Here is a 16,810-nt window from a genome sequence, read left to right as displayed (position 1 = left end):
CCGTGGATGGAAACCCAGACATGAACACTACAATCAGTTCCGCCTACAACTACAAGGTGGTGCGCCAGTTCGCCATCATGACGGTGGTGTGGGGCATAGTCGGGATGGCGGTCGGCGTACTGATCGCCGCGCAACTCGCCTGGCCCGCGCTCAACTTCGACCTGCCCTGGACCAGCTTCGGTCGCCTGCGACCGTTGCACACCAATGCGGTGATCTTCGCCTTCGGCGGTTGTGCGCTGTTTGCCACCAGTTACTACGCGGTGCAACGCACCTCCCAGGCCACCCTGTTCGCGCCCAAACTGGCGGCTTTCACCTTCTGGGGCTGGCAGGCGGTGATCCTCCTGGCGGCCGTCAGTCTGCCGCTTGGCCTCACCAGTTCCAAGGAGTACGCGGAACTGGAATGGCCGATCGACATCCTGATCACCGTGGTCTGGGTCAGTTACGCCATCGTGTTCTTCGGCACCATCATGAAGCGCAAGGTCAGCCACATCTATGTGGGCAACTGGTTCTTCGGCGGTTTCATCCTCACCGTGGCCATCCTCCACCTGGTCAACAACATGGCCATTCCGGTGACTTTGACCAAGTCCTACTCGGCCTACGCCGGGGCGACCGACGCGATGATCCAGTGGTGGTACGGGCATAACGCGGTGGGCTTTTTCCTGACCGCCGGCTTCCTGGGGATGATGTACTACTTCGTGCCCAAGCAAGCCGAGCGTCCGGTGTACTCCTATCGCCTGTCGATCGTGCACTTCTGGGCGCTGATTGCCGTGTACATCTGGGCCGGCCCCCACCATCTGCACTACACCGCGCTGCCGGATTGGGCGCAATCGCTCGGCATGGTGATGTCGCTGATTCTGCTGGCACCGAGCTGGGGCGGCATGATCAACGGCATGATGACCCTGTCGGGGGCCTGGCATAAGCTGCGCACCGACCCGATCCTGCGCTTTCTGGTGGTGTCCCTGGCGTTCTACGGCATGTCGACCTTCGAAGGCCCGATGATGGCGATCAAGACCGTCAACGCCCTGTCCCATTACACCGACTGGACCATCGGCCACGTTCACGCCGGCGCCCTCGGCTGGGTGGCCATGGTCTCGATCGGTTCGCTCTATCACCTGATTCCCAAGGTCTTCGGCCGTAAGGAGATGCACAGCATCGGCCTGATCAACGTGCATTTCTGGCTGGCCACCATCGGCACCGTGCTCTATATCGCCTCGATGTGGGTCAACGGCATCGCCCAGGGCCTGATGTGGCGCGCAGTCAATGAAGACGGCACCCTCACCTACTCCTTCGTCGAAGCCCTGGAAGCCAGCCACCCCGGCTTTGTGGTGCGCCTGATCGGCGGCGCGATCTTCTTCAGCGGCATGCTGGTGATGGCCTGGAACGTCTGGCAGACCGTGCGCCATACCAAGGCCGCCGAGTTGCAAGCCGCCGCGCAGTTTTCGGTTGAAGGAGCCCACTGATGAGACACGAAATACTCGAGAAGAATATCGGCCTGATGGCCCTGATGATGGTGCTCGCCGTCAGCATCGGCGGCCTGACCCAGATCGTCCCGCTGTTTTTCCAGGACGTCACCAATGAACCGGTGGCCGGCCTCAAGCCGTACACCGCGCTGCAACTGGAAGGCCGCGACATCTACATCCGCGAGGGCTGCGTCGGCTGCCATTCGCAGATGATCCGCCCGTTCCGCGCCGAAACCGAGCGTTACGGGCACTACTCGGTGGCCGGTGAAAGCGTCTACGACCACCCCTTCCTCTGGGGTTCCAAACGCACCGGGCCGGATCTGGCCCGGGTCGGCGGCCGCTACTCGGACGAGTGGCACCGCGCTCACCTGTACAACCCGCGCAACGTGGTGCCGGAATCGAAGATGCCGTCCTACCCCTGGCTGGTGGAAAACACCCTGGACGGCAAGGACACCGCCGCCAAGTTCAAGGCGCTGCGCACGCTTGGCGTGCCTTACAGCGACGAGGACATCGCCGGCGCCGCGGAAGCGGTCAAGGGCAAAAGCGAAATGGATGCCATGGTCGCCTATCTGCAAGTGCTCGGCACTGCCGTCAAGAACAAGAGGTAGGCCATGTCATTCGCAACCATTGATATCGGCACGCTGCGCGGCATAGGTACGGCACTGGTACTGCTGTCCTTCGTCTGCGTGACGCTCTGGGCATACAGCAGCAAGCGTCGCGCCGCGTTCAGCGAGGCGGCGCTGCTGCCTTTTGCCGATGAATCCACGTCTGCTGCATCGAGGAGCAACACCCCATGAGTACCTTCTGGAGCTGGTATGTAACCCTGCTGACCGTTGGCACCCTGCTCGCCCTGTTCTGGCTGATTTTCGCCACCCGCAAGGGCGAGACGCACAAGAACGAGACCGAGCAGACCATGGGTCACTCCTTCGATGGCATCGAGGAATATGACAACCCGCTGCCCAAGTGGTGGTTCCTGCTGTTCATCGGCACGCTGATCTTTTCCGTCGCTTACCTGGTGCTCTACCCCGGCCTGGGCAACTGGAAAGGTGTGCTGCCGGGCTACGCGGATGGTTGGACCCAGGTGGCCCAATGGCAGCGCGAAGTGGACCAGGCCGACGAACTCTACGGGCCTATCTTCGCCAAATATGCGGCCATGCCTCTGGAAGAAGTGGCTAAAGACGAGGGTGCTCTGAAAATGGGTGGGCGCATGTTCGCCACCTATTGCTCGGTCTGCCATGGCTCCGACGCCAAGGGTTCGGCGGGCTTCCCCAACCTGGCCGACAACCATTGGCGCTGGGGCGGCGAACCTGCCGCAATCAAGGCCAGCATCCTCAATGGCCGCATGGGCATGATGCCCGCCTGGGTCCAGGCGCTTGGCGAGGACGGCGTGCAGCAGGTGGCGGCTTACGTGCGCCACGACCTGGCCGGCCTGCCGCTGCCTGCCGACAAGTCCTTCGACCTGCAACGGGGTGCGCAGATATATGCCGGCAACTGCCAGGCCTGTCACGGCGCGCAAGGCACGGGCATGGCCATGCTCGGCGCGCCCGACCTGACCAAACCCGCCGGCTGGATCTACGGCAGCAGCCTGGTGCAACTGCAGCAGACCATCCGCCACGGCCGCAGCGGCCAGATGCCGGCCCAGGAGCAGTACCTGGGTGACGACAAGGTGCACCTGCTGGCCGCCTACGTGTTGAGCCTGAGCCAGGGGCAACAGCAAGCCAGGTAAACCCTTCCCCCGCCCAGTTGGCGACAACACGTTGTCGCCAACTCCTCTACCAGCCCACCTTCTGTCAGTCTGCCGGGGGGTGCGACGCAACGTCGCATCAGCCCACTACGACTTGGCCATTTCTTGATTTGAGTTAAGCTTGCCACCAGTCGCCAGCCGCCATAACTCGGGGCAAGACCATCTTCGCGCTGCTTTTCAAGTTGTCGACAAGGCACTCCAGAGCAGCCGCGAAACCCTTGCCGAAAGCCCTTGAAAGCACGACCCGGTGGGCCTGCAGCGTTGCATTGACTACCTGCCTTCTCCATACTTGCCGCCGATTTTTGCCCCTATAAAAATCCATTAACCGTGGAACCCAGCATGAGCACAGCAATCAGTCAGACTGCTTATAACTACAAGGTGGTTCGCCAATTCGCCGTGATGACGGTGATTTGGGGAGTCATTGGCATGCTTCTCGGCGTGTTCATCGCCGCACAATTGGTGTGGCCGGAACTCAACCTGGGAATGGAGTGGACGAGCTTCGGCCGTCTGCGCCCCTTGCACACCAATGCGGTGATCTTCGCCTTCGGCGGATGTGCACTGATGGCCACGTCATTCTATGTGGTGCAACGCACCAGTCAGGCGCGCCTGATCTCCGACGGCCTGGCCGCCTTCGTGTTCTGGGGTTGGCAGGCCGTGATCGTCGCTGCAGTCATCACCCTGCCGATGGGTTTCACCGGCAGCAAGGAATACGCCGAGCTGGAATGGCCGATCGACGTACTGATCACCATTGTCTGGGTCGCTTACGCGGTGGTGTTCTTCGGCACCGTGGTCAAGCGCAAGACCAAGCACATTTATGTCGGCAACTGGTTCTACGGCGCCTTCATCCTGGTCACCGCGATGCTGCACATTGTCAACAGCGCTGCCGTGCCGGTGAGCCTGTTCAAGTCGTACTCGATGTACTCCGGCGCGACCGATGCGATGATCCAGTGGTGGTACGGCCACAATGCCGTGGGCTTCTTCCTGACCACCGGCTTCCTGGGGATGATGTACTACTTCGTGCCCAAGCAGGCCGAACGGCCGATCTACTCCTATCGCCTGTCGATCGTGCATTTCTGGGCACTGATCACCCTGTACATCTGGGCCGGCCCGCACCACCTGCACTACACCGCCCTGCCGGACTGGGCGCAAAGCCTGGGCATGGCGATGTCGCTGATCCTGCTGGCGCCGAGCTGGGGCGGCATGATCAACGGCATGATGAGCTTGTCTGGTGCCTGGCATAAATTGCGTACCGATCCGATCCTGCGCTTTCTGGTGGTTTCACTGGCCTTTTATGGCATGTCCACCTTCGAAGGTCCCATGATGGCGATCAAGACTGTGAATGCTTTGTCGCATTACACCGACTGGACCATCGGCCACGTTCACGCCGGCGCACTGGGCTGGGTGGCGATGATCTCCATCGGTTCGCTCTATCACCTGATCCCGAAAGTCTACGGCCGCGAGCAGATGCACAGCATCGCGCTGATCAACCTGCACTTCTGGCTGGCCACTATCGGCACCGTGCTCTATATCGCCTCGATGTGGGTCAACGGCATCACCCAGGGTCTGATGTGGCGCGCCGTCAACGAAGACGGCACCCTCACCTACTCCTTCGTTGAAGCACTGGAGGCCAGCCATCCTGGTTTCGTGGTGCGCATGATCGGCGGCATGTTCTTCGTCACCGGCATGTTGCTGATGGCTTACAACACCTACCGCACCGTGCGCGCCGCCAAGCCGGTTGAATATGAAGCGGCCGCGCAGTTCACCGCTGGGAGCGCCCACTGATGAAACACGAAATCATCGAGAAGAATATCGGTCTGATGGCGCTGCTGATGGTGCTCGCCGTCAGCATCGGCGGCCTGACCCAGATCGTCCCGCTGTTTTTCCAGGACGTCACCAATGAGCCGGTGGAGGGTCTCAAGCCTTACACCGCGCTGCAACTGGAAGGCCGCGACATCTATATCCGCGAGGGCTGCGTCGGCTGCCACTCGCAGATGATCCGTCCGTTCCGCGCCGAAACCGAGCGCTATGGCCACTACTCGGTCGCCGGCGAAAGCGTCTGGGATCACCCGTTCCTCTGGGGCTCCAAGCGTACCGGGCCGGACCTGGCCCGGGTCGGCGGCCGCTACTCGGACGAGTGGCACCGCGCTCACCTGTACAACCCGCGCAACGTGGTGCCGGAATCGAAGATGCCGTCCTACCCCTGGCTGGTCGAGAACAAGCTCGACGGCAAGGACACCGCGAAGAAGATTGAAGTCATGCGCGGCTTTGGCATTCCCTATACCGATGAAGACATCGCCGGGGCCAAGGACGCCGTCAAGGGCAAGACCGAAATGGACGCGCTGGTCGCGTACCTGCAGGTCCTCGGCACCTCAATCAAGAACAAACGGTAACGCACAATGGACATCGGGACTATTCGCGGCATAGGCACGGCAGTGGTGTTCATCGCCTTTATCGGCGTGGTGCTCTGGGCCTACAGCAGCAAGCGCAAATCGAGCTTCGACGAAGCCGCCAACCTGCCCTTCGCCGACGATCCCAAACCCAGTGAGCGTGACGAGAAATCTTCCAGGAGCAATAACCAATGACCACGTTCTGGAGTTGGTACGTAACAATCCTCTCCCTAGGCACCATCTTCGCGTTGACCTGGCTTATCTTTGGCACCCGCAAGGGCCAACGCCAGGAAGCCACCGAAGAGACCGTCGGCCATAGTTTCGACGGCATCGAGGAATACGATAATCCACTGCCCAAGTGGTGGTTCATGCTGTTCCTCGCCACCATCGTTTTCGCCTTGGGTTACCTGGTGCTCTATCCGGGCCTGGGTAACTTCAAAGGCCTGCTGCCGGGCTACGAGTACCTCGATAACAAGGCCCAGACGCCGTTCGCCACCGATATCCAGGTCAGTGACGGCGTGCGCAATGCGGGCTGGACCGGCGTGCACCAGTGGGAAAAGGAAATGGCCAAGGCCGACGGGCAATACGGGCCGATCTTCGCCAAATATGCCGCCATGCCAATCGAACAGGTTGCCCAGGACGAGCAAGCCCTGAAAATGGGTGGCCGCCTGTTCGCGTCCAACTGTTCGGTGTGTCACGGCTCCGACGCCAAGGGGGCCTACGGCTTCCCCAACCTGACCGACAACGACTGGCTGTACGGCGGCGAAGCGCAAACCATCAAGACCACCATCATGGGCGGGCGCCAGGGCATGATGCCCGCGCAACTGGCCGCACTTGGCGAAGCAGGCATCCGCAATGTCGCCGGTTACGTGCGCAGTCTGTCTGGCCTGAAAAACCCGGAAGCTATCGAGATAGACGTTGCCGCAGGTCAAGACATCTTCGCCGCCAATTGTGCAGTCTGTCATGGTGCTGACGCCAAGGGCCAACCAGCCATGGGCGCACCCAACCTGACCGATCGAGTCTGGCTCTACGGTTCCAGCTTTGCTCAGGTTCAGCAAACCCTGCGCTATGGCCGCAGCGGCAAGATGCCCGCCCAGGAAGACTTCCTCGGCAATGACAAAGTGCATCTGTTGGCGGCCTACGTGTACAGCCTGTCGCAACAACCCGTGGAGAAGTGATTCTCCACCTGCGCGGCGCGCGACCCACGGTCGCGCGCCGCCAGGGCAAGCCAGGCGTACCATAGCGCTATAGCGAGAATGACCCCGGCTGGCATGCATCGACCGGGGCAGCCAATCAACCGCCGTGGTACACACCGATGAACACGCAGATTCCCGTTAAAGACGTCACCCCGGCCAAGGTCGAAACCGTCGACCTCTACGCCAATCGCGAGAAAATCTATACCCGCTCCTTCACCGGCATCTTCCGCAACCTGCGCATGCTTGGCGGCGCCCTGCTGTTCATCCTCTATTTCGGTACTGTCTGGCTCACCTGGAATGGCCGCCAGGCCGTCTGGTGGAACCTGCCAGAGCGCAAATTCCATATCCTCAGCGCCACCTACTGGCCCCAGGATTTCGTCCTGCTGTCGGCCATGCTGATTATCGCCGCCTTCGGCCTGTTCTTCATCACCGTCTATGCCGGCCGCGTCTGGTGCGGCTACACCTGCCCGCAAAGCGTATTCACCTGGGTTTTCATGTGGGCGGAAAAGGTCACCGAAGGCGACCGCAACCAGCGCATGAAACTCGACAAGGCGCCGATGAGCGCGCAGAAATTCCTGCGCAAGCTGGCCAAGCACAGCATCTGGGCTGGCGTGTCGCTGCTCACGGCGATCACCTTCGTCGGCTACTTCACGCCGATCCGCGAACTGATCCCCGCACTCTTCACCCTCGAGGCCGGTGGCTGGGCCCTGTTCTGGGTCGGCTTCTTCACCGTCGCCACCTATGGCAATGCCGGCTACCTGCGCGAACAGGTGTGCATCTACATGTGCCCCTACGCGCGCTTCCAGAGCGTGATGTTCGACCAGGACACCCTGATCGTCTCCTACGACCCGCGCCGCGGCGAACAGCGCGGCCCGCGCAAGCGTGATGCCGACTACAAGGCCCAGGGCCTGGGCGACTGCATCGACTGCAAAATGTGCGTACACGTCTGCCCGACCGGCATCGACATCCGCGACGGCCTGCAGATCGAGTGCATCGGCTGCGCGGCCTGCATCGACGCCTGCGACAGCATCATGGAGAAGATGAACTACCCGAAAGGGCTGATCAGCTACACCACCGAACACAACCTGTCGGGGCAGAAGACCCACCTGGTCCGGCCACGCCTGATCGGCTACGCCATCGCCCTGCTGGCGATGATGGCGGTCTTCGCCTGGGCCGTGGCCAGCCGCTCGCTGGTCGAACTGGACGTGCTCAAGGATCGCGTACTCTACCGCGAGAACGAGGAAGGCCGGATCGAGAACGTCTACACCCTGAAGATCATGAACAAGGCCCAACAACCGGTCACCTTCCTGATCGAAGCCGATGGCCTCGACGGCCTGGTCTACGAAGGCAAACGCGAAGTCAAGGCGCTGGCCGGCGAAGTGCTGTCGCTGCCGGTCGAACTGTCGATCGCCCCGGAAAACCTGCCGTCCAGCACCAATGAAATCATGTTCCGCATCCGCTCCGCGGACGATGCGAGCATCACCAACGACGCCGCCAGCCGCTTTATCGGCCCGAGCATCCGCTGATCAAGAGGCCAAACATGTCTGACCAAGCACCGATCAAACCCTGGTTCAAGCAGTTCTGGCCCTGGTTCCTGATTGCCCTGCTGGGTTACTCGGTGGTGCAAGGGCTGACCCTTTTGACCATTGCCACGCGCAATCCACCGGGCCTGATCTCCGATGACTATTACGATGTCGGCAAAGGCATCAACCAGTCGCTGGAGCGCGAAACCCTGGCCGCGCGCCTGCAACTGCATGCCACCCTCGACCTCGACGATGAGACCGGCGTGGCCCAATTGCGTCTGCAAGGTCATAGCGGCCCGGCGCAACTGGTGCTGAACCTGATCTCGCCGACCCAACCGGAGCGCGACCGCCGCATCGTCCTGCAGCCGCACGGCCAGGGCCTGTACCGCGGGCAGATGCAGGATGTGGTGCAGGGCCGGCGCTTCGTCGAACTGATCGGCCAGGAAGGCGGCCAGGATTGGCGCCTGTTCGAAGAAGAAACCCTGGAAAGCGGCAAGACCATCCGCCTCGGGGATGCCCAGTAGTGCGCTGCTACGGCATCGCTGCTGGCGAAAGGGTTCGCAGCGCAGATCGCACCCCGCCGCCACGCCTGCCAGCCGGCTACGCAGCAACGCCAGGTACACGACTCCACCCCCATGGCTAGTCCAACCCCCTGTTACCACTGTGGCCTGCCGGTTCCTGCCGGCAGCCGCTTTCACGCCCAGGTCCTGGGCGAGACCCGCGCCCTGTGCTGCCCGGGCTGCCAGGCGGTGGCCGAGGCCATAGTCGCCGGCGGGCTGGAGCACTACTACAAGCACCGCAGCGAAAACGCCGCCAACCCGCAATCCCTGCCGCAGGCACTACCCGATGAACTGGCGCTGTATGACCGCAGCGACGTGCAACAACCCTTCGTCGAACAGCACGGCGAGCTGAGCGAGACCTGCCTGTTGATCGAAGGCATCAGTTGCGCCGCCTGCGGCTGGCTGATCGAGAAGCACCTGCGCGATCTGCCGGGTATCGCCGCGGCCCACCTCAACCTGTCCAACCACCGCCTGCAGGTGCGCTGGGCCGACAGCCAGCTGCCGCTCAGCCAACTGCTCAAGGAGCTGCGCAAGATCGGCTATGCCGCGCACCCCTGGCAGGCCGATGCCGCCGCCGAGCAGCTGCAGCGGGAAAACCGCCGGGCCATGCGCGAACTGGGGGTGGCCGGCATGCTGTGGATGCAGGTGATGATGGCGAGCATGGCCACCTGGCCGGAATTCAACATCGACCTCAGCCCCGAGCTGGACAGTATCCTGCGCTGGGTCAGCCTGTTCCTCACCACCCCGATCGTCTTCTACTGCTGCGGCCAGTTCTTCCGCGGCGCCCTGCGCGATCTGCGCACCCGTCACCTGACCATGGACGTCTCGGTATCCCTGGCCATCGGCGGCGCCTATGTCGCCGGCATCTGGTCGACCGTCAGCAGCCAGGGCGAGCTGTATTTCGATGCGGTCGGCATGTTCGCCCTGTTCCTGCTCACCGGCCGCTACCTGGAACGCCGCGCCCGCGAGCGCACGGCGGCGGCTACCGCGCAGCTCGTGCAACTATTGCCGGCCTCCTGTCTGCGCCTGGATGGCGACGGCCAGAGCCAGAGAATCCTGCTCAGCGAACTGCGCACAGGCGAGCAGGTGCTGGTGCCGCCCGGCGCCCTGCTGCCGGCCGATGGCCGCATTCTCAGCGGTCAGTCGAGCGTCGATGAATCGCTGCTCACCGGCGAATACCTGCCGCAACCGCGCACCGTCGGCGACAGCGTGACCGCCGGCACCCTCAACGTCGAAGGGCCGCTGACCGTCGAAGTACAGGCGCTTGGCGATGCCACTCGGCTGTCGGCCATCGTCCGCCTGCTCGAACGTGCGCAGAGCGAGAAGCCGCGTCTGGCGGAGATCGCCGACCGGGTGGCGCAGTGGTTCCTGCTGATCGTGCTGGTGGTGGCCGCTGCGGTTGGCCTGATCTGGTGGCAGCTCGATGCCTCACGCGCCTTCTGGATCGTCCTGGCCCTACTGGTCGCCACCTGCCCCTGCGCCCTGGCCCTGGCCACCCCGACCGCCCTGACCGCCGCCACCGGCAGCCTGCACAAGCTCGGCCTGCTGCTGACCCGTGGTCATGTGCTGGAAGGCCTCAACCAGATCGACACGGTGATCTTCGACAAGACCGGCACCCTGACCGAAGGCCGTCTGACCCTGAGCGCCATCCATCCGCTCGGCGCGCTGGACGGCGATGCCTGCCTGGCCCTGGCCGCCGCCCTGGAAAACCGCTCGGAACATCCGATCGCCCGCGCCTTTGGCCGCGCCGCCCAGGCCGCCGAGCAGGTCGACAGTATGCCCGGGCTGGGTTTGCAGGGCTCGGTCGGGGGCCGTCAACTGCGCATCGGTCAGCCCGCCTTCGTCAGCCAGTTGAGTGGCCAGGCCGCCCCGGCGATCCCCGGCGCACAGGGCCAGTGGTTGCTGCTCGGCGACGGCCGGGGCCCGCTGGCCTGGTTCGTCCTCGACGACCGCCTGCGCGATGACGCCCCCGCCCTGCTCAAAGCCTGCCGCGCGCGCGGCTGGCAGGTACTGCTGCTCTCGGGCGACAACTCGCCGATGGTCGGCGAGGTGGCAGGCCAACTGGGCATAGAAGACGCCCGCGGCGGCATGACCCCGGACGCCAAGCTGGCGGAGCTGCACAAATTGCATGAACAGGGTCGCCGGGTGCTGATGCTCGGTGACGGGGTCAACGACGTGCCGGTGCTGGCCGGCGCCGATATCAGCGTGGCCATGGGCAGCGCCACCGACCTGGCGAAAACCAGCGCCGATGCGGTGCTGCTGTCCAACCGCCTGGGCAGCCTGGTACAGGCCTTCAGCCTGGCCCGGCGCACCCGCAAGATCATCATCGAGAACCTGGTCTGGGCCAGCCTGTACAATGGCCTGGTGCTGCCGTTCGCCGCCATCGGCTGGATCACGCCGATCTGGGCCGCGCTGGGCATGTCGCTCAGCTCACTGCTGGTGGTGCTCAACGCCCTGCGCCTGACCCGCCCGTAGGGTGGATCAGGCTTCACCGATCCACCACAAGGCTGCAAGGGTGGATGTAAAAGGCTATGTACCAATTAGCTGTTGCATGGGGCGTTTGGGGAAGAGTGGCCCTGCTTGCAAGGGCCGCATAGGTAGGGTGCGCCGTGCGCACCAAGAGCCTGCAGCCAGCGCTGGTGCGCACGGCGCACCCTACGAGGTCAGATCCTTCACACTTAAGCGCCGAAGCCTGAACACAACACGCTACTGGTACATAGCCATGTAAAAAGCGCCAGCCACGCACCCCGATCCACCCTAGCAGACCGTTGAAAAACGTAGGCGAGGCAGGCAAGACAAGGCAAAAACAGGCGAGGAAGCGGACTGGGCTCGCACGCGAGTTTACGAGCTGTAAATGAGCATTCCGACTGGGCTCGCATCCGAGCCTGTTTTTAACGCAGTATTGCCAACGCAGGTAGTTTTTCAACGGCCTGCTAGGCCTTACCGTATTCGGAGACCCCATGCCCGCGCTCTACATCCTGATCCCGGTTGCCATCGCCCTGGTCGGCTTCGCCATCTGGCTGTTCTTCTGGGCCGTCGACAGCGGCCAGTACGACGACCTCGACGGTCCGGCCCACAGCATCCTGTTCGACGACGAAGACCCCATGCACAAGGCCGGCGTCAGTCAGGCGCAAAAAACTGATGAGCCAAGCGACGACCAGGAGCCGCCCCGTGCTTGAACTGGCGCCCCTGCTGTTGTCTGCGCTGATCCTCGGCCTGCTCGGCGGCGGCCACTGCCTGGGCATGTGCGGTGGCCTGATGGGCGCCCTGACCCTGGCCATACCAGCGGAACAGCGCGGGCAACGCTTTCAGCTATTGCTGTCCTACAACCTCGGGCGGATTCTCAGCTACGCCCTCGCCGGCCTGCTCCTGGGCATGGCCGGCTGGGCTCTGGCCAGCAGCCCGGCGGCCATGTTGCTGCGGGTTGTCGCCGCCCTGCTGCTGATCGCCATGGGCCTGTACCTGGCCGGCTGGTGGAGCGGCCTGACCCGCATCGAAGCGCTCGGTCGCGGCCTGTGGCGCTTTATTCAACCGCTGACCCGTCGCTTCATGCCGGTCACCAGTTTGCCGCGCGCCCTGCTCCTCGGCGGCCTGTGGGGTTGGCTGCCGTGCGGGCTGGTCTACAGCACCCTGCTCTGGGCGGCGAGCCAGGGCGACGCACTCGACAGCGCCGCGCTGATGCTGGCGTTCGGCATCGGCACCCTGCCGGTGCTGCTGGCCACCGGCATGGCGGCCGAACGCATGACCGCCTTGCTGCGCAAACAGGGCGTGCGCATGGCCGGCGGCCTGCTGGTGATCCTCTTCGGCCTATGGACCCTGCCCGGCCCGCATCAGCACTGGCTGATGGGGCATTGAAGCAGCTACAAGCCATAAGCTGAAACGCCGTTGCTTCTAGCTTGTGGCTTGCGGCTGGAGCCCCGAACTCCCGTTGACACAGGTCAACACGCTCGGGAGCACGCCTGCATAGACTCCCGACATTGATAGTTGGATCGGGGATTACCCGTATGTTTGACGCCATCCACTGGGATTCGGAGCTGATCCGCCGCTACGATCAGGCCGGACCGCGCTACACCTCCTACCCCACCGTTGCGCAGATGCACGGCGGCGTCGGTTCGTTCGAGCTGTTGCATGCCCTGCGCGACAGCAGCAGGCAACTGCGCCCGCTGTCGCTCTATGTGCATCTGCCGTTCTGCGCGCACGCTTGCTACTACTGCACCCGCAACAAGGTGATCACCAAGGATCGCGGGCGCACCCAGCACTATCTGCGTGCGCTGGAACAGGAAATGGCCATCCTCGACCACCACCTCGACCGCCGTCAGCGCGTCGAACAATTGCACCTCGGTGGTGGCACCCCGACGTTTCTCAGCCATGACGAACTGCGTCACCTGATGAGCCAGTTACGCCAGCACTTCAACCTGCTGAATGACGACTCCGGCAACTACAGCATCGAGGTCGACCCGCGCGAAGCCGACTGGTCGACCATGGGCCTGCTCCGCGACCTGGGCTTCAATCGGGTCAGCCTCGGCGTGCAAGACCTCGACCCGGCGGTGCAGCGCGCGGTCAATCGCCTGCAAACCCTGGAAGAAACCCGCTCCATCGTCGAAGCCGCCCACACCCTGCAGTTCCGCTCGGTCAGTATCGACCTGATCTACGGCCTGCCCAAGCAGACCCCGCAAAGCTTCGCCCTGACCCTGGACGAGATCATCGCCCTGCAGCCCGACCGGCTGTCGCTGTTCAACTACGCCCACCTGCCCGAGCGGTTCACGACGCAGCGGCGCATCGACAGCAACGACCTGCCCAGCCCGGCCGACAAACTGGCGATACTGCAGGCCAGCGTCGCCCAGCTGAACGCCGCCGGCTACCGCTATATCGGCATGGATCACTTCGCCCTGGCCGATGACGAACTGGCCTGCGCCCAGGAAGACGGCGGCCTGCAGCGCAATTTCCAGGGCTACACCACCCACGGCCATTGCGACCTGATCGGCCTCGGCGTATCGGCTATCAGCCAGATTGGCGATCTCTACTGCCAGAACGACAGCGATCTGAACCAGTACCAGCACACCCTGACCAACGGTCAGTTGGCCACCCGCTATGGGTTGCACTGCAATGCCGATGACCGCGTGCGGCGCGCGGTGATTCAGCAGCTGATCTGCCATTTCTCCCTGAATTTTGCCGAGATCGAGCACGCCCACGGCATCCAGTTCCGCGCGTACTTTGCCGATATCTGGCCACAACTGGAACAAATGGCACTGGACGACCTGGTCAACCTCAGCGCCGAAGGCATAAGCGTGCGTCCAGCCGGCCGCCTGCTGGTGCGCTCGCTGTGCATGCTATTCGATCACTACCTTGATCAAGGCAGTCGCCAGCACTTCGCAGAGGTGATCTAACGACGGCCATGCGGCCAGCCTTGTCAGCTTCATTCGACCAACAAAGTCTTTCTGCGACTGGCTGAGACCCGCCCCCTGTTGTAACCTTGGTGCCACTGCGTGTTTTACCTAGGAATCGACGCCGATGTCCGGAAGCATCAAACTGCATACGCCACATCAAGCCCACTGCAAGGATTGCAGCCTAGCGACCTTGTGCCTGCCGCTATCGCTGAATATGGAAGACATGAACTCGCTGGACGAGATCGTCAAGCGTGGTCGCCCGCTGAAGAAAGGCGAGTTCCTGTTCCGCCAGAGCGATGTCTTCGAGTCGGTGTTCGCCGTGCGTTCCGGCGCGCTGAAGACCTTCAGCCTGAGCGACAGCGGCGAAGAGCAGATCACCGGCTTCCACCTGCCCAGCGAACTGGTCGGCCTGTCCGGCATGGACACCGATACCTACCCGGTTTCTGCGCAAGCGCTGGAAACCACCTCGGTCTGTGAAATCCCCTTCGAGCGGCTCGACGAACTGTCGATCCTGCTGCCGCAACTGCGGCGCCAACTGATGCGGGTGATGAGCCGGGAAATCCGCGACGATCAGCAGATGATGATGCTGCTGTCGAAGAAAACCGCCGATGAACGCATTGCCACCTTCCTGGTCAACCTGTCCGCCCGCTTCCGCGCCCGGGGCTTTTCACCCAACCAGTTCCGCCTGGCCATGTCGCGCAATGAAATTGGTAACTACCTGGGCCTTGCGGTGGAAACCGTCTCCCGGGTATTCACCCGTTTCCAGCAGAACCAATTGCTCGAGACCGAAGGCAAGTCGGTGCATATTCTCGACCCGATCGAACTCTGTGCCTTGGCCGGCGGCAACCTCGACGCCTGATCGCAGCATGGGCGACGGCCAGCCAGCAGCCGACGCCTCAAGGACTCTCACAATGATTTTCGACGAATTCAGTATCAAGACCCTGATCCGCACAGTCGCGGACTTCCCCAAGCCCGGGGTGACTTTTCGTGACATCACCCCGCTGCTGCAGTCGCCACGCGCCCTGCGCATGGTCGCCGACAGCTTCATCCAGCGCTATGTCGAAGCCGAGTTCAGCCATATCGGCGCCGTGGACGCGCGCGGCTTCCTGATTGGCTCAATCATCGCCTATGAACTGAACAAGCCACTGATCCTGTTCCGCAAGCAAGGCAAACTGCCAGGCGAGGTGCTGCGCGAGAGCTACCAGACCGAGTACGGCGAAGCCTTTCTCGAAGTACAGGCCGACAGCCTCTGCGAAGGCGACCAGATACTCATGTTCGACGACCTGATCGCCACCGGTGGCACCCTGCTGGCCGCCGCCCAACTGGTGCGACGCATGGGCGCGAGCATTCATGAAGCCACTGCGATCATCGACCTGCCGGAACTGGGCGGCTCGGAAAAACTGCAAGACATCGGCATCCCGACCTTTACTCTCACCGCCTTCGCCCTCGACGACCGCTAACAGGCCGTTGAAAAACTACCTACGTTGCCCCTCTTGATAAAAGAGAGGGGCGTTAAAAACAGGCTCGGCAAGCCGCTTGCGGCTAACGCGCTTTAGCGCGGCCCGAAGGGCGAGCGAAGCGAGTAATGCTCATTTACAGCTGGTAAACTCGCGTGCGAGCCCAGTCCGCTTCCTCGCCTGTTTTTGCCTTGTCTTGGCTGCCTCGCCTACATTTTTCAACGGTCCGTTAATCATGCCCGAGAACATCCTGACCCCGAGCTATGGCACTTGGCGCGAGCGCCTGGCCGACCTGATGGAAAGCCCAGGCATCACCCGCCTGGTGACCACCCTGATCATCCTCAATGCGGCCATCCTCGGCATGGAAACCTCGCCCAGTCTGATGGCCGACTGGGGCGGGCTGCTGCAGCCCCTGGACAAGTTGATACTCGGCCTGTTCATCCTCGAACTGGCATTGCGCTTCATCGCCCGCGGCATCGGCCTGCTGCGCGATCCCTGGGCGGTATTCGATTGCCTGGTGGTGGGCATCGCCCTGGTGCCCGCCAGCGGCCCATTCGCCGTGTTGCGCGCACTCAGGGTATTGCGGGTTTTGCGGCTGATCTCGATCAACCCGAATATGCGCCGGGTGGTACAGGCCCTGCTGTCTTCGCTGCCGGGCATGGGTAGCATCGCCATGCTCCTCGGCCTGGTGTTCTACGTGGCCGCGGTGATGGCCACCCAGCTGTTCGGTGAAGCCTTCCCCGAATGGTTCGGCAGCCTCGGCGCCAGCCTCTACACCCTGTTCCAGGTAATGACCCTGGAAAGCTGGTCGATGGGCATAGTGCGCCCGGTGATGGAACAGTTCCCGCTGGCCTGGATGTACTTCTTGCCCTTCATCCTGATCGCCACCTTCATGATGCTCAACCTGTTCATCGCGGTAGTGGTCAATGCCATGCAAGCCACCCACGACCAGGAAGCGCTGCTGGCTCCGCCCTCGACAACCGAACAACTGCTGCTCGATGAACTCAAAGCCCTGCGCGCAGAAGTCGCCGCACTGCGCCAACCACGCGCCTGACCCACCGCCCCCTCGCAGGAGCGGTCGCACGGGCTTCACGCC

At 62.9% G+C, this 16,810-nt stretch carries 17 protein-coding genes; all 17 read left to right on the top strand.

Annotated elements, in window-relative coordinates; all coding sequences use genetic code 11:
- The first annotated feature begins 20 nt into the window (after positions 1–20).
- The 17 genes from ccoN (BM315_RS08070) (at position 21) to BM315_RS07990 (ending at position 16,768) form a co-directional block, all read left to right on the top strand.
- On the top strand, positions 21–1,460 hold the full coding sequence (ccoN, locus tag BM315_RS08070) for a cytochrome-c oxidase, cbb3-type subunit I (protein ID WP_090499638.1): 1,440 nt from the start codon (positions 21–23) through the stop codon (positions 1,458–1,460).
- Positions 1,460–2,068 (top strand): cytochrome-c oxidase, cbb3-type subunit II, encoded by a 609-nt coding sequence (gene ccoO / locus BM315_RS08065; protein WP_170862177.1) that lies wholly within the window; start codon positions 1,460–1,462, stop codon positions 2,066–2,068. The genes ccoN (BM315_RS08070) and ccoO (BM315_RS08065) overlap by 1 nt, the downstream gene beginning before the upstream one ends.
- Before the next feature lie 3 nt (positions 2,069–2,071).
- The gene (locus tag BM315_RS08060) at positions 2,072–2,257 is read left to right on the top strand and encodes a cbb3-type cytochrome oxidase subunit 3 (protein ID WP_090499634.1); all 186 of its coding nucleotides are present in this window, start codon (positions 2,072–2,074) and stop codon (positions 2,255–2,257) included.
- On the top strand, positions 2,254–3,186 hold the full coding sequence (ccoP, locus tag BM315_RS08055) for a cytochrome-c oxidase, cbb3-type subunit III (RefSeq protein ID WP_090499632.1): 933 nt from the start codon (positions 2,254–2,256) through the stop codon (positions 3,184–3,186). The genes BM315_RS08060 and ccoP (BM315_RS08055) overlap by 4 nt, the downstream gene beginning before the upstream one ends.
- Before the next feature lie 357 nt (positions 3,187–3,543).
- On the top strand, positions 3,544–4,986 hold the full coding sequence (ccoN, locus tag BM315_RS08050) for a cytochrome-c oxidase, cbb3-type subunit I (RefSeq protein WP_090499630.1): 1,443 nt from the start codon (positions 3,544–3,546) through the stop codon (positions 4,984–4,986).
- A complete protein-coding gene (gene ccoO, locus BM315_RS08045; protein WP_090499628.1) occupies positions 4,986–5,594 on the top strand; it encodes a cytochrome-c oxidase, cbb3-type subunit II in 609 nt (202 codons plus the stop codon). Before ccoN (BM315_RS08050) ends, ccoO (BM315_RS08045) begins: the two co-directional genes overlap by 1 nt.
- A gap of 6 nt (positions 5,595–5,600) precedes the next feature.
- A complete protein-coding gene (locus BM315_RS08040) occupies positions 5,601–5,786 on the top strand; it encodes a cbb3-type cytochrome oxidase subunit 3 (protein ID WP_090499626.1) in 186 nt (61 codons plus the stop codon).
- Positions 5,783–6,769, top strand: coding sequence for a cytochrome-c oxidase, cbb3-type subunit III (gene ccoP / locus BM315_RS08035; protein WP_090499624.1), 987 nt, complete (start codon positions 5,783–5,785; stop codon positions 6,767–6,769). The genes BM315_RS08040 and ccoP (BM315_RS08035) overlap by 4 nt, the downstream gene beginning before the upstream one ends.
- 137 nt (positions 6,770–6,906) lie before the next feature.
- Positions 6,907–8,313 (top strand): cytochrome c oxidase accessory protein CcoG, encoded by a 1,407-nt coding sequence (gene ccoG / locus BM315_RS08030; protein ID WP_090499622.1) that lies wholly within the window; start codon positions 6,907–6,909, stop codon positions 8,311–8,313.
- A gap of 14 nt (positions 8,314–8,327) precedes the next feature.
- Positions 8,328–8,834, top strand: coding sequence for a FixH family protein (locus BM315_RS08025; protein WP_090499620.1), 507 nt, complete (start codon positions 8,328–8,330; stop codon positions 8,832–8,834).
- Between the two features lie 111 nt (positions 8,835–8,945).
- Positions 8,946–11,345: a heavy metal translocating P-type ATPase gene (locus tag BM315_RS08020; protein ID WP_090499618.1), complete on the top strand. Its 2,400-nt coding sequence runs from the start codon at positions 8,946–8,948 to the stop codon at positions 11,343–11,345.
- Between the two features lie 485 nt (positions 11,346–11,830).
- Entirely contained in the window at positions 11,831–12,049 is a 219-nt protein-coding gene (gene ccoS / locus BM315_RS08015) for a cbb3-type cytochrome oxidase assembly protein CcoS (RefSeq protein WP_090499616.1), read from the top strand.
- Positions 12,042–12,725, top strand: coding sequence for a sulfite exporter TauE/SafE family protein (locus BM315_RS08010; RefSeq protein ID WP_090499615.1), 684 nt, complete (start codon positions 12,042–12,044; stop codon positions 12,723–12,725). Before ccoS ends, BM315_RS08010 begins: the two co-directional genes overlap by 8 nt.
- A 149-nt stretch (positions 12,726–12,874) precedes the next feature.
- On the top strand, positions 12,875–14,257 hold the full coding sequence (gene hemN / locus BM315_RS08005; RefSeq protein ID WP_090499613.1) for an oxygen-independent coproporphyrinogen III oxidase: 1,383 nt from the start codon (positions 12,875–12,877) through the stop codon (positions 14,255–14,257).
- Between the two features lie 124 nt (positions 14,258–14,381).
- Positions 14,382–15,116, top strand: a complete 735-nt coding sequence (gene fnr / locus BM315_RS08000; protein WP_090499611.1) for a fumarate/nitrate reduction transcriptional regulator Fnr — start codon at positions 14,382–14,384, stop codon at positions 15,114–15,116.
- A gap of 52 nt (positions 15,117–15,168) precedes the next feature.
- On the top strand, positions 15,169–15,717 hold the full coding sequence (locus tag BM315_RS07995) for an adenine phosphoribosyltransferase (protein WP_090499609.1): 549 nt from the start codon (positions 15,169–15,171) through the stop codon (positions 15,715–15,717).
- A 232-nt stretch (positions 15,718–15,949) separates the two neighbouring features.
- Complete coding sequence (locus tag BM315_RS07990) at positions 15,950–16,768, top strand: ion transporter (RefSeq protein WP_090499606.1); 819 nt, start codon at positions 15,950–15,952, stop codon at positions 16,766–16,768.
- Positions 16,769–16,810 lie beyond the last annotated feature (42 nt).

It is taken from the genome of Pseudomonas borbori (assembly GCF_900115555.1).
GTDB lineage: Bacteria > Pseudomonadota > Gammaproteobacteria > Pseudomonadales > Pseudomonadaceae > Aquipseudomonas > Aquipseudomonas borbori.
This window is presented reverse-complemented; position numbering and strand designations above follow the sequence as displayed.

Bases quoted from the DNA above. Each gene is read 5' to 3' on its own strand.
- ccoN (WP_090499638.1), top strand. From the start codon at position 21: ATGAACACTACAATCAGTTCCGCCTACAACTACAAGGTGGTGCGCCAG.
- ccoO (WP_170862177.1), top strand. From the start codon at position 1,460: ATGAGACACGAAATACTCGAGAAGAATATCGGCCTGATGGCCCTGATG.
- BM315_RS08060 (WP_090499634.1), top strand. From the start codon at position 2,072: ATGTCATTCGCAACCATTGATATCGGCACGCTGCGCGGCATAGGTACG.
- ccoP (WP_090499632.1), top strand. From the start codon at position 2,254: ATGAGTACCTTCTGGAGCTGGTATGTAACCCTGCTGACCGTTGGCACC.
- ccoN (WP_090499630.1), top strand. From the start codon at position 3,544: ATGAGCACAGCAATCAGTCAGACTGCTTATAACTACAAGGTGGTTCGC.
- ccoO (WP_090499628.1), top strand. From the start codon at position 4,986: ATGAAACACGAAATCATCGAGAAGAATATCGGTCTGATGGCGCTGCTG.
- BM315_RS08040 (WP_090499626.1), top strand. From the start codon at position 5,601: ATGGACATCGGGACTATTCGCGGCATAGGCACGGCAGTGGTGTTCATC.
- ccoP (WP_090499624.1), top strand. From the start codon at position 5,783: ATGACCACGTTCTGGAGTTGGTACGTAACAATCCTCTCCCTAGGCACC.
- ccoG (WP_090499622.1), top strand. From the start codon at position 6,907: ATGAACACGCAGATTCCCGTTAAAGACGTCACCCCGGCCAAGGTCGAA.
- BM315_RS08025 (WP_090499620.1), top strand. From the start codon at position 8,328: ATGTCTGACCAAGCACCGATCAAACCCTGGTTCAAGCAGTTCTGGCCC.
- BM315_RS08020 (WP_090499618.1), top strand. From the start codon at position 8,946: ATGGCTAGTCCAACCCCCTGTTACCACTGTGGCCTGCCGGTTCCTGCC.
- ccoS (WP_090499616.1), top strand. From the start codon at position 11,831: ATGCCCGCGCTCTACATCCTGATCCCGGTTGCCATCGCCCTGGTCGGC.
- hemN (WP_090499613.1), top strand. From the start codon at position 12,875: ATGTTTGACGCCATCCACTGGGATTCGGAGCTGATCCGCCGCTACGAT.
- fnr (WP_090499611.1), top strand. From the start codon at position 14,382: ATGTCCGGAAGCATCAAACTGCATACGCCACATCAAGCCCACTGCAAG.
- BM315_RS07995 (WP_090499609.1), top strand. From the start codon at position 15,169: ATGATTTTCGACGAATTCAGTATCAAGACCCTGATCCGCACAGTCGCG.
- BM315_RS07990 (WP_090499606.1), top strand. From the start codon at position 15,950: ATGCCCGAGAACATCCTGACCCCGAGCTATGGCACTTGGCGCGAGCGC.